The organism is Brevundimonas sp., assembly GCF_046293315.1.
Lineage (GTDB): Bacteria > Pseudomonadota > Alphaproteobacteria > Caulobacterales > Caulobacteraceae > Brevundimonas.
In genome coordinates, this window is the sequence record NZ_JBKBPF010000002.1 from 142,108 (window position 1) to 154,168 (window position 12,061).

Sequence of the window (12,061 nt, forward strand, 5' to 3'; positions counted from 1 at the left end):
GCTTCATATGCCGGAGGCGCGGACGGCGTCGGGGTCGTCCGCGTCCGGGTCGCCGGGCAGCCAGGCGACGCGACCATCATAGATGTCGCGGTTCAGAACGCCCTCCTCGCGCGCCACCAGCACCGGAACCAGCATCTGGCCGGTGACATTGGTGGCGGTGCGCATCATGTCGATGACGCGGTCGATGGCGATGATGTAGCCGATGCCTTCCAGCGGCAGGCCTGCGGTCGACAGAACCAGCGTCAGCATGACGATGGACGTGCCCGGCACGCCGGCGGTGCCCAGGGACCCCAGCACCGCCGTCAGGCCGATCAGCACGTACTGCGTCAGGGTCAGTTCGATGCCGAAATACTGCGCGATGAAGATGGCGGCGATGGCCGGATAGATGGCTCCGCAGCCGTCCATCTTGACGTTGGCGCCGAGAGGCACGGCGAAAGCGGCGTAGGCTTGCGGCACGCCCAGCCGCTCAACCGTCTGCCGCAGGGTGATGGGCAGGGTTCCTAGCGACGACGAGGTGGCGAAGGCCGTCTGCTGGGCGGCGAAGGCGCCGCGGAAGAAGCTGGTGACCTTCAGGCCGTGCAGCTTCAACAGGCCCGAATAGACGATCAGGATGTGGAACAGGCACGCCGCATAGACGGCGATGATGAACTTGCCGAGCGGCAGCAGGGCCTCCCAGCCGTAGCCCCCTACAACGCCGGCGATCAGGCCGAACACGCCGAAGGGCGTCAACTGGATCACCCAGCGGGTGATGCGGAAGATCAGGGCGGCGCCCTCGTCCACCAGACGCCGGACCCCCTGGGCCCGGTCGCCAAGGGCCACCAGCGCGGCGCCGATCAGCGCCGAGAAGAAGATCACCTGCAGAATACGCCCCTCGGCCATGGCGGCGAAGGGATTGGCCGGGACCACGCTGATCAGCACCTGAAGCGGCGTGGGGATGTCGCGCTCCCGAACCTCGCCCAGCGGCAGTTCAGCCAGCCCCAGGCCCGGATTGATCAGATGCCCGAAGGCGAAACCCACCAGCACCGCCAGCAGCGAGGTGATGGCGAACCAGACAATCGTGCGCACGCCCAGCCGGGCGGCGTTCGTCTCGCCCCCCAGCCGGGCGATGGAGGACGCGATGGTGAACAGGACCAGCGGCACGACCACCATGCGGATGAGGTTCAGATAGACCTCGCCCATCCACCCGAACCAGGCCGGCGCCTGCTCCCTCAGGATCAGGCCGGCCAGGATCCCGAGGCCGAAGCCGACGAAGATTCTCTGCCACAGGGGAATGGAAAAAGCGCGTCTGATCATCGGCTGTCCGTTTCAGTGTAGCCCGCCAAGATGTTGGCTGGCCTTCCCGCGTTCAACGGCAGAGTTTCTAACAGCGACGGCCATGCGCGCTAACAGGCGCCATGCCCCGCGAATCCATGGCAAGCTGTCGTCATGACTGCGCACCGCCCCCTGATCGTCTTCGCCGCCGCCAACGGGGCCATGGCCGTGATGCTGGGCGCCTTTGCCGCGCACGGCGCCGGCCCTGCGGTCAAGACGCTGCTGACCACCGGCGCGCAATACCAGATGGTGCACGCCGTGCTGGCGGTGGCCTGCGCCCTGTGGACCGGCGGCGGGCGGCTGGTGCGGATTGCCGGCTGGCTGGCGGCGGCGGGCGGACTGATCTTCTCGCTGGCCCTGTCGATGATCGTCCTGATGAGCCTGCCGGCCATGGGCATGGTGGCGCCGGTGGGCGGGGTGCTGATGATCGCGGGGTGGGCGATGCTGTTGCTCGCGGCTCTGCGGGGTGACGGCTGATGGCGCGGGACGCCTGCGCGGTGATCGGCAGCGGCGGCCATGCGAGGGTGGTCATCGCCGCCCTGCGCGCCTCGGGCGCCCGGGTCACGGCCCTGTACGACGAGCGGCCCGAGCGGCTGGGCGAAACCGTGGACGGGGCGGTGGTGTCGGGGGACTGCGCGGCGGGGCTGAACACCCCTCTGCCCGCCCATCTGGCCATCGGCGACAACAGCGTGCGGCGCGATCTGGCGGCGACCAGGCCGCCAAGCGGCTGGATGCAGGCGGTGCACCCCTCGGCGCTGGTGGATCCGGCGGCGCGGATCGGTGCGGGCAGTCTGGTGGCGCTGGGCGCGATCGTTCAGGCCGGGGCGTCCATCGGCGCCCATGTGATCGTCAACACCGGCGCCATCGTCGAGCATGACTGCGTGGTCGAGGATTTCGCCCATGTGGCGCCCGGCTCGGTGCTGGGCGGCGGCGTCCATGTGGGCGAAGGGGCCTTGATCGGTCTCGGCGCACGGGTCCTGCCCGGCGTGCGCATCGGGGGCTGGGCCGTGGTCGGCGCCGGGGCGGTGGTGATGAAGGACGTGGCCGAGGGCCAGACGGTGGCGGGTGTGCCCGCCCGGCCCACTCGATGATCCCCCTGTCGGCGCCCGAGGTCGGCGCGCGGGAGCAGGCAGCGGTGGCACAGGCCCTGGCGGCGGGCGACGTGGCCATGGGGCCGCAGGTGGCCGCGTTCGAAGCGGCCTTTGCAGACCTGACCGGACGGGCCCACGCCCTGGCCGTGTCATCGGGTACGGCGGCTCTGCATCTGGCGCTGCGCCTGCTGGACCTGAAGCCCGGCGAGGCGGTGATCTGTCCGACCCTGACCTTCATGGGCGGAGTGGCGCCGGTGATCTATCAGGGCGCGACCCCCATCTTCGCGGATGTGGACCCCGTCACCTGGGGTCTGGACCCGGCCTGTCTGCCCGAGGCGTTCGACGTGGCCCGGGCGCGGGGCCTGACTGTACGGGCGGTGGTCCCGGCGGACCTGTACGGCCAGTGCTGCGACATCGGACCGATCCTCGATATCGCGGCGGACCGGGGCGTGCCTGTGATCCTCGACTCGGCCGAAGCCGTCGGTGCAACGCTCAACAGGCGCCACGCCGGCGCCGGGGCGCTGATGGCGGCCTATTCCTTCAACGGCAACAAGATCATCACCACCGGCGGCGGCGGCATGCTGGTGAGCGATGACGCGGCCCTGATGGAGCGGGCGCGCTATCTGTCCACCGCTGCCCGCAGGCCCGCCGTCCACTATGAGCACGACGAGGTGGGCTACAACTACCGCCTCGGCGCGGTGGCGGCGGCCATCGGCCGGGCGCAGCTGGAGACGCTGGAGGCGCGGGTGGCGCGGCGCCGGGCCATCTTCGACACCTATCGCGCGGCCCTGTCGGACCTGCCGGGCGTCGCCTTCGCACCCGAAGGGCCGGGGCGGCTGCATACCCGCTGGCTCAGCGTCATGCTGCTGGGCGCTGAAGCCCCCGTCACGCCTGACACCCTGCGACTGACGCTTCACACCGAGGGGACAGAGAGCCGCCCGGTGTGGAAGCCCATGCATCTGCAGCCGGTGTTCCGGGATGCGCCCCGCGTGGGCGGCGCCGTGGCCGAATCACTCTTCGCCCAGGGACTGTGCCTGCCCTCGAGCTCCACCCTGACCGAGGCCGATCAGGCCCGGATCATCGGCGTCATCCGCGGCCGGTTGACCTGAATTTGAAGCGCTTTGCCGACGAAGCGTTGGAAATGCCTCTTAACAGGCGAATAGGTTGGATTTGCTCCACTCGCTCGCTACCCATGACTGACACCCCAAGCTTGACCATACCCAGTAAGAAAGACCTTTGTGCGCATGACGATTTTCGCGGATCAGCCGGACCGTCGCACCCTGTATCCCGAAATCGAGCCCTTCGCGTCCGGCTTCATGGCCACCGGCACGGCGCACGAAATCTACTATGAGGAGTCGGGGTCTCCGGACGGGAAGCCGGTGCTGGTGCTGCACGGCGGTCCGGGCGGCGCGGTCAATCCGACCATGCGGCGCTATTTCGATCCGGCGCGGTACCGCATCATCATGTTCGACCAGCGTGGCTGCGGCCAGTCCCGGCCCAACGCCAGCCTTGAGGACAACACCACCTGGGACCTGATCGAGGACATCGAGCGACTGCGCGAACGCTGCGGCGTCGACAAGTGGTCGGTGTTCGGCGGGTCGTGGGGCTCCACCCTGTCGCTGGCCTATGCCATCACCCATCCGGAACGCGTCGAGAGCCTGATCCTGCGCGGCATCTTCCTGCTGACGAAGAAGGAGTTGCACTGGTTCTATCAGGACGGCGCCTCGATGATCTTCCCCGATGCGTGGGAAGGGTTCCTGAAGCCGATTCCCGAGGCCGAGCGGGGCGACCTGATGGCCGCCTACCACAGGCGTCTGGTCAGCGATGATGTGGCGGTGCGCAACGAGGCGGCGGTGGCCTGGTCCAGCTGGGAAGGCGACACCGTCAGCGTCGAGGGCCCGTCCGCGCGGCCCGAGAAATTCGCCGAGCCCGAGTTCGCCGTCGCCTTCGCCCGCATCGAGTGCCACTATTTCACCAATGGCGGCTTCTTCCCCGAAGACGGCTGGATCCTCAACAATGTGGAGCGCATCCGGCACATCCCTACGTGGATCGCCCAGGGACGCTTCGACGTGGTGACGCCCATGTCCGGGGCGTGGGCCCTGCACCAGGCGTTCCCGGAAGCGAAGCTGGACGTGGTGGGCGACGCCGGCCACGCCTCCAGCGAGCCGGGCATCGTGGACTCCCTGATCCGGGCGACGGACTGGGCGGCGGGCCTTTAGGCCCCTAGCCTTTCGTGTCGCGCACCATCTCGTCGAGACGGAAGCCGATGCGGCGCGCGGGCTTTTCCGGTTCGGGCTTGGGCCTGGCGGACAGCACCACGTTGAGGCGGCTGACGTGCTGCAGCAGGGTCACCGGCTGACCTTCGGGGTCGCGCCCGAAGAACATCAACAGGTCGGGCCCCCAGAAGCCCAGGTCGTGGATCATCAGCACCCCGTCTCCGGGCATGCCTACGCCCCGCACCCCGACCTCGTCGTCCGGGTCCAGGCGCGACTCGAACTCCTTGATGAGGCGGGACAGGCGCACAAAGGCCCATTCGGCGGGATTGTCGGTCTGGTGCAGCCCCTCGGCCAGGGCGGCGGATTCCTCGGAGGTCTTTTCAGACGTGACCGGCTTCGGGCACGGGGCGAACATGGCCGGATCGGCCTTTACGGGCTGTGACATCCGTCGAGTCTAGAACATGATCGTTTCGGGCGGAACCGCAGCGGGTTCCGGCTGAAGCGTGAATCATGTTCTCGCTCTCATCTGGAGCCTGAGTCACGGCATCGGCGGAATCGCGAAGCGATTCCACCTCAAACGATCAGGCTCTAGAACAGGCCGCGGCCCTTGGGCAGCTCCAGATAGCGATGCACCCGAACGGCCTGGATCAGGCCGAAGCCCACCATCACTGTCAGCAGCACCGTGCCGCCGTAGGACAGCAGCGGCATGGGCACCCCCACCACCGGCGCCAGGCCCATGACCATGGCCCCGTTGATCAGGATGTAGAGGGCGAAGGTGGCCGTCACCCCGCCTGCCGCCAGACGGCCGAAATGGCTGTGAGACAGGGAGGCGATACGCAGGGAAATCAGGATAATGGCGGCGAATACGGCCAGTACGGTGAAGGACCCCACAAAACCGAACTCTTCAGACAGGGCGGCGAAGATGAAATCAGTGTGCTTCTCCGGCAAGAACTCAAGCTGACTCTGGCTGCCGAGACCGTACCCCTTGCCCAGAAATCCGCCCGAACCCATGGCGATTTTCGACTGCATGATATGGTAGCCGGCCCCGGACGGATCGGCTTCAGGGTTCAGGAACGTCAGAATCCGTTCGCGCTGATACTCATGAAGCACGAACATGATGAAGGGCGGAACGGCGGCGACGAAAGCCGCGCCGGCGGCAAGGATCAGCTTCCAGCTCAGGCCAGCCATGAACATGATGGCCGCGCCGGTCAGGGCGATCAGCATGGCGGTGCCGAGGTCCGGCTGGTGCGCCACCAGAAGAACCGGCGCCCCGATCATGGCTATGGGGATGAGCAGCTTCCAGGACAGCTTCGCATCCTTGGCCGAGGTCCCATGGTACCAGCGCGCCAACGCCAGAACGATGCCCACCTTCATGATTTCGGACGGCTGAAGCCGCATGAAGCCGAGGTCCAGCCAGCGCTGTGCGCCCATGGCGGTGTAGCCGAACAACTCCACGCCAATGAGCAGGACGAAGCCAGCCAGATAGACAGGATAGGCTAGGGCGAACCACAGCCTGAGATCCACCAGGGCCAGCACCAGCATCATCACCAGACAGAAGCCGACCCGGATCAGGTGATTGGCGGCCCACGGCTCCCAGGAGGTGCCCCCCAGGGAATAGAGCATCATGGCCCCGACCCCGGCGACGAGGCACAGGAGGCCGACAAGGCGCCAGTCGATTTCGGCCAGCTTGACGGGCAGGCGCTCGCGCTGGCCGGGACGGGTCAGGGCCGAGGCGGTCACTGGGCGCCGCCCTGAGGCAGATAGGGTTGGGGCCCGGACGGAGCCGGAGCCGTCTGTGGTCGGGACGCTGCGGCCGGCGCAGCGGGCGCGGGCGGCGCGATGGCGGCGGGATCTTCCTCCTCCAGCGGTCCAACGGGCTCGGGCGGCAGCGGCCGTTCGATGCGCGTGCGCATGTCCGGATCCTTCAGCAGCGTAACGCGCATGACCTCGCGCGCCTTTTCGGCCGCTACGCGCGAGCCGCCGCCGTGCTGGACAACGACCGCGATGGCGTAGCGGGGCGCATCATGGGGCGCGAAGGCGACGAACAGGCCGTGGTCGCGGCTGGCCCACTCCACGGTCGTGCCGCGACGAAGCCCCGAACGCGCCTGGGCGGTGCCGGTCTTGCCCGCCATCTGAATGTCGCCGAGACCCAGTTGGCTGACACGGTAAGCCGTGCCGGTCACGTCATTGGCCACCGCCGCCATGCCGGCGCGCACGATGTCCAGATGCTGGACCGAGAACGGCAGGTCGGGAACGGCCGCGCCGGACGGCCGATCGACGCCCCCCACGGACTTGATGATGCGCGGCTCGATCGCTTTGCGGCCGTTGGCGATGCGCGCCGTCATGACCGCCAGTTGAAGGGCGCTGACCTCGGTCGCGCCCTGCCCGATCGCCACCGACAGGGTCTCGCCCGGATACCAGTTGCGGGAGTCGGGATTGGGATTGTTGCGGAAGGCGTGCCGCTTCCATTCCGTGGAGGGCATGGTGCCTTCGCGCTGGCCGGAAAGACCGAAATCATAGGTGCGGTGGAAGCCCAGAGCCTCGGCGGTGCGCGCGATACGGTCGATGCCCGCGCGGTTGCACATGTGGTAGAAATAGACGTTGCACGAGTTCTTGATGGCGTCGTGCATGTTCTGGGCGCCGTGGCCGCTGGCCCGGTGGCAGCGGAAGGTGCGGTTGCCGAAGCGGTAGCCGCCGCCGCAGGTCACCCGCTCGGACGGATCAATGCCCGCGTCCAGAATCGCCAGGGCAGTCGTCATCTTGAAGGTCGAGCCCGGCGGGAAGGTGCCGTAGATGGTCTTATCCAGCAGAGGCCGGCGCTCATAGTCCGCCCACGCCCGGTATACGGTCCCGGGCACCCCCGAGACGAACAGGTTGGGGTCAAAGGCGGGGGCCGACATCATACACAGAACGTCGCCGTTGCGGACGTCCATGACTACGCAGCCGCCGGATTCCTCGCCGAACACCTCGAGCGCCCGGGTCTGGATGTCGGTGTCGAGCGTCAGGATCACTTCCGAGCCGGGCGTCGGCGCGACGGAGCCCTCCACGTCTTCGCCTACGACGCGGCCGCGCGCATCCACCTCCACCCGTTGACCGCCCTGCACCCCGCGCAGATCCGCATCCAACGTCTGCTCTATGCCCTGGCGTCCGATGCGGAAGCCGGGGTGATACATCAGGGTGGAAACCGTCTCGCCACGCTCGCGAACCGCCGCCACGTCCCGGTCCGACACCTTCGCCACATAGCCCACTGTGTGGGCGAAGGCGCCCCCATGCGGGTAGAAGCGGGCCTCGTTCATGTCGGCCATGACGCCCGGCAGTTCGTTGGCGTAGAGGTTGACCCGGGAGAACTCCTCCCAGGTCAGGTCGCTCTTGACCGGCACGGGAACAAAGCGGGGCGCAGCGTTGACCTCTCGCACGATGGTGCGGCGACGTTCCAGGGTGTCGGGCAGCAGACGCCCCAGAAGATCCAGCGTCTGGTCCAGATCCCGCGTCTCGTCACGCACCACCATGACCCGGAAACTGGGCCGGTTGCCGGCGATGACCACGCCGTCCCGATCAAGGATGCGGCCGCGCGGCGGCGGGATGAGACGGAAGTTGAACTGGTTGTTGACCGCCAGCGTGGCGTACTCGCCCGCCTGAACGACCTGCAACTGGCCCAGACGCCCGCCCAGCGCCAGAAGGCCGACAGCGGTGGCGCCGCCCAGCAGGAAGGTGCGTCGCAGGAACGAGCCCTGCCGCTCATTGACGTCCGAAAAGAAGATCGACGGTTCGCTGCTCATCGGAAACGCACGTCCCCGTCGTCAAAACGCTCGATCATCCAGGCCGCGACGGGGAACAGGGCCAGGGTTGGCAGCACTTGCCAGAACAGGGCCAGGAGGCTGGGCGCGTTGCCCGCCATGAGGCTGATGATCATGTAGGCCAGAATGAAGGCCAGAATGGTGCAGGCGGCATACCATGCGAACAGCATGCGCGTGTCCTGCCCCGCAAGGAGGCTGCGGGCGGCCAGAACCACGCCGTACACCGCCAGCAGCGACAGGGGCCATAGCCCGAGCGGCGCATACCAGAAAATGTCGAGAAACAGGCCGAGGCCCAGCAGAATCAGCGGCGCCAGCACCGACGGCCGGATCAGCGGCCAGGCGAAGGCCAGCGCCAGCGGCAGGATCGGTTCGGGCAGGCTGAGGCCGAACAGCTGGGCCGGCGTGGCGAGGATCACCGTCCCGGCCACCGCGATCACCGCCGGCCAGACCATCCATTGCATCGGCCCCACGACCCGCACGGCCATCGCCCGTCTCACTCCTGAGGCTCCTCTGGCGCGGGTTGGGGGGCGGCAGGGGCCGGTGCGGCCGCCTGGGCTGCGGCGTCCCGACGACGCTGGGCCTCGGCCTCGGCCACGCGGCGCACCTCTTCCTCGTCGCGCGTGCGGCGACGAGCCTCCTGATCTGCGATGCGGGCAGTGGTCGCGGCGTCGGGCGGCGGCGCGGTGTTCGCCGCAGCCAGCGGCGGTGCATTCAGGGCCTCGGGATCCGCCAGCTGGGCGAAGTCCTGGAACAGCAGCACGCGGACATAATCTATGGCGTCGCGATCGGTGAACAGCTTGACCCGCCAGGTGCCGTCGATGCCCCGGGCGGCCACGCCCACCGGCAGGCCGCGGGGAATGCCGCCTCCGTCGCCGGACGTGAGAATGCGGTCGCCTTCACGGACGGCATCCTCGCCGCGCAGATAGTCCAACCGGGGGTTGCCGCTGCCGTCTCCGGTCAGCATGGCCCGCGCGTCGGTGCGGTCGATCAGGATGGGGGTGCGGCTGGCCACATCCGTCGCCAGCAGAACACGGCTGACCCCGCCGGTGGCGCCCACCACGCGGCCCACCAGGCCATGCTCGTTGATGACGGGATTGCCGATGCGGACACCGCCGTCGCGGCCCACGTCGATCAGCCGGGCGTTGACGAACGGCCCGCGCGATTCCGACACCGACCGGGCGGTGACCATGTCCACCGCAGGCTCGACCCGAAGGCCCAGCATGGATTCGTAGCGGGCGTTCACGTTCTTCAGCGCAATGGCCTGATCGCGCCAAGGCTCCAGCTCCGCCACCTGCGCTCGCAGCCGGCGGTTTTCGGATACGGCGAAGAAATAGCCGCGCACATAGTCACTGGCCTGACCCACCCAGCGCACCGGCGCGGCGAACACGCCGCCGACGGGAGCGGCGACCGCGTCGACGCCGGAGCGGGCAAGGGCGTAGTTCGGGTCCTCCACATCGCGCCGGTCGGACAGCAGCAACACGATGGCGGCGATGACCGCGAGAATCACCGCCCCCGCCGACACCCAGGCCAGCGGAGCCTTCAGATTATCAAACGGTCCGTCGCGAAACGCCACGGCGCGCCTTCCTGGGCTTTCAGGCCCGACATCGGATTGGAATCAGCGGGACGCCCCACGCCGACACGCCAGCCTATCGCAAAATCCGGGGCGGAATGAAACGGCTGATCACGCTGTAATCATCAGTCCCCGAGGCGGCCTGGATCAGAGCGTGGCTTCCAGCACGCCCTTCATCCAGCGCGGATGCTCCAGCACCCGGCCGCAGCCGACCGCGACGCACGACAGCGGATCGTCGGCCACCGAGACGGGCAGGCCCGTCTGGTCGCGGATTTCCGTATCGAGGCCGCGCAGCAGGGCGCCGCCGCCGGTCAGCATGATGCCCTTGTCGGCGATGTCCGCCGCCAGCTCAGGCGGGGTGGCTTCCAGCGCCACCTTGACCGCCTCGATGATCTGGCTGACCGGTTCCGCGAGGGCTTCAGCAGCCTGACGTTCGGAGATGCGCACCTCGCGCGGCACGCCCTGCATCAGGTCGCGGCCCTTGACCTCGATGCCCAGGCCCTCGCCGTCCGGCGGGATGCGGGCGGTGCCGATGTCCTTCTTGATGCGCTCGGCGGTGGTCTCGCCGATCAGCAGGTTATGGTTGCGGCGCATGTAGCTGATCAGCGCCTCGTCCATCTTGTCGCCGCCCACGCGCACCGAGCGCGAATAGACGATGCCTGACAGGGACAGCACCGCTACCTCGGTGGTGCCGCCGCCGATGTCGACGACCATGGAGCCGGTGGGCTCGTGGATCGGCAGGCCGGCGCCGATGGCCGCAGCCATAGGCTCGTCGATCAGGCCGACGCGGCGGGCGCCGGCGTTCAGGCAGGAATCATTGATGGCGCGGCGCTCGACCGCGGTGGCGCCGGACGGCACGCACACGATCACCTTGGGGTTCACGAAACCCTTACGGTTGTGAACCTTGCGGATGAAGTGCTTGATCATCTCCTCGGCCACTTCGAAGTCGGCGATGACCCCGTCGCGCATGGGGCGGATCGCCTCCATGTGGCCGGGGGTGCGGCCCAGCATCTGCTTGGCCTCGATGCCCACGGCGTGGACGATCTTGCGCCCGCCGACGTTTCTCAGCGCCACCACCGAGGGCTCATTGAGCACGATGCCCTTGCCCTTCTGGTAAATCAGGGTGTTGGCGGTGCCGAGATCGATGGCGATGTCGTTGGAGATGGCGCCGAAAAGGGAAAAGCTCATGGGCGTTAGGGTACCGTGGCTGTGCGGCTTGAAAAGGGCTTGTCTGCGGTCAGTCCGCCTCAGCGAAGCCCTGGCGGAGCGCGCATCCCGTCACGCACCGCACCCTGATCGTCTTCGGCCGACCTGACGGCCCGTTTGCCCCTCAATCGGCTGGATTACAAGCCCTCATCCGAGGGCTTGTGGAAAGCTTGCGGTGGGCGACCAATGGTCAGCCGCCGACCAGCTCGATCCCCTGGGCCTTGAGGGCGCGCTGAACGGCAGGGCGCGCCTGCACGGCGTCCAGATGGGCGTTCAACTTCGGATAGGTCCTGGCGTCCAGGATGCCCGTCTGACGGCACCAGCGCGTGAAAACCGAGAGATAGCCGTCGGCCACCGTGTACTGATCACCCATGACGAACGGGCCCTTCAGCAGGTGCTGCTCGGCCAGGGCAAGCTTGTCATTCACCAGCTTCCGCGCGGCGTCCTTCGCCTCGCCCTCCAGAGGCGGACGCGAGAACATCAGACGGCTCAGCGCCGGGTGCAGCGACGCTCCCGCCCAGCCATTGAAAGCGTTCATGCGGGCCCGCTCGAAGGCGTCCGTCGGCACGAGGTTCGTCCCGGGATGTTTGTCCGCGATCCACGGCATGATGACGGCGTTCTCGGTCAGCACGCCCTGATCCGTCTCAAGCGCCGGCGTCACGCCAGCCGGATTGACCGCCAAGTATTCCGGTGTCCTCTGCTCGCCCTTCTTCAGATCGATCTTCACAGCCTCGTAGTCCGCGCCCGCCTCCTCGAAGGCGATGTGCGAAGCGAGGGCGCAGGCGCCGGGGGAATAATAGAGCTTCAGCATGGTCTGCGTCCTCGGTCAGGCTGGGTTGGAACTGCAAAGGTGAGAAGCCTGAAGGGCCG

At 67.9% G+C, this 12,061-nt stretch carries 12 protein-coding genes; 4 read left to right on the top strand and 8 right to left on the bottom strand.

The genetic code is table 11. The features are described from left to right. Positions 1-3: 3 nt before the first annotated feature. Positions 4-1,293, bottom strand: coding sequence for a dicarboxylate/amino acid:cation symporter (locus ACK4SE_RS02460; protein ID WP_409688276.1), 1,290 nt, complete (start codon positions 1,291-1,293; stop codon positions 4-6). A gap of 132 nt (positions 1,294-1,425) precedes the next feature. Here ACK4SE_RS02460 and ACK4SE_RS02465 point away from each other — a divergent pair, with 132 nt between their 5' ends. From ACK4SE_RS02465 to pip, 4 genes are all read left to right on the top strand, one after another. After that, positions 1,426-1,788: a DUF423 domain-containing protein gene (locus ACK4SE_RS02465; RefSeq protein WP_409688279.1), complete on the top strand. Its 363-nt coding sequence runs from the start codon at positions 1,426-1,428 to the stop codon at positions 1,786-1,788. Continuing rightward, positions 1,788-2,402 (top strand): acetyltransferase, encoded by a 615-nt coding sequence (locus ACK4SE_RS02470; RefSeq protein WP_409688282.1) that lies wholly within the window; start codon positions 1,788-1,790, stop codon positions 2,400-2,402. The genes ACK4SE_RS02465 and ACK4SE_RS02470 overlap by 1 nt, the downstream gene beginning before the upstream one ends. Further along, positions 2,399-3,511, top strand: a complete 1,113-nt coding sequence (locus ACK4SE_RS02475; protein ID WP_409688285.1) for a DegT/DnrJ/EryC1/StrS family aminotransferase — start codon at positions 2,399-2,401, stop codon at positions 3,509-3,511. The genes ACK4SE_RS02470 and ACK4SE_RS02475 overlap by 4 nt, the downstream gene beginning before the upstream one ends. A gap of 135 nt (positions 3,512-3,646) precedes the next feature. Then, the gene (gene pip, locus ACK4SE_RS02480) at positions 3,647-4,621 is read left to right on the top strand and encodes a prolyl aminopeptidase (RefSeq protein ID WP_409688287.1); all 975 of its coding nucleotides are present in this window, start codon (positions 3,647-3,649) and stop codon (positions 4,619-4,621) included. A 4-nt stretch (positions 4,622-4,625) separates the two neighbouring features. Here pip and ACK4SE_RS02485 read toward each other — a convergent pair whose 3' ends face one another. From ACK4SE_RS02485 to ACK4SE_RS02515, 7 genes are all read right to left on the bottom strand, one after another. Then, on the bottom strand, positions 4,626-5,063 hold the full coding sequence (locus ACK4SE_RS02485) for a DUF6173 family protein (protein WP_409688290.1): 438 nt from the start codon (positions 5,061-5,063) through the stop codon (positions 4,626-4,628). Positions 5,064-5,206: 143 nt separating this feature from the next. After that, positions 5,207-6,358 (bottom strand): rod shape-determining protein RodA, encoded by a 1,152-nt coding sequence (gene rodA / locus ACK4SE_RS02490; protein WP_409688293.1) that lies wholly within the window; start codon positions 6,356-6,358, stop codon positions 5,207-5,209. Further along, positions 6,355-8,397: a penicillin-binding protein 2 gene (gene mrdA, locus ACK4SE_RS02495; protein ID WP_409688296.1), complete on the bottom strand. Its 2,043-nt coding sequence runs from the start codon at positions 8,395-8,397 to the stop codon at positions 6,355-6,357. Before mrdA ends, rodA begins: the two co-directional genes overlap by 4 nt. Continuing rightward, positions 8,394-8,900 carry a hypothetical protein gene (locus ACK4SE_RS02500; protein ID WP_409688300.1) on the bottom strand — a complete coding sequence of 169 codons (507 nt, stop codon included), beginning with the start codon at positions 8,898-8,900 and terminating at the stop codon, positions 8,394-8,396. The genes mrdA and ACK4SE_RS02500 overlap by 4 nt, the downstream gene beginning before the upstream one ends. A gap of 8 nt (positions 8,901-8,908) precedes the next feature. Then, positions 8,909-9,988, bottom strand: a complete 1,080-nt coding sequence (mreC, locus tag ACK4SE_RS02505; protein ID WP_409688303.1) for a rod shape-determining protein MreC — start codon at positions 9,986-9,988, stop codon at positions 8,909-8,911. 144 nt (positions 9,989-10,132) lie between these two features. After that, on the bottom strand, positions 10,133-11,173 hold the full coding sequence (locus ACK4SE_RS02510; protein WP_409688305.1) for a rod shape-determining protein: 1,041 nt from the start codon (positions 11,171-11,173) through the stop codon (positions 10,133-10,135). A 208-nt stretch (positions 11,174-11,381) separates the two neighbouring features. After that, positions 11,382-12,002 (bottom strand): glutathione S-transferase family protein, encoded by a 621-nt coding sequence (locus ACK4SE_RS02515; protein ID WP_409688308.1) that lies wholly within the window; start codon positions 12,000-12,002, stop codon positions 11,382-11,384. Positions 12,003-12,061 lie beyond the last annotated feature (59 nt).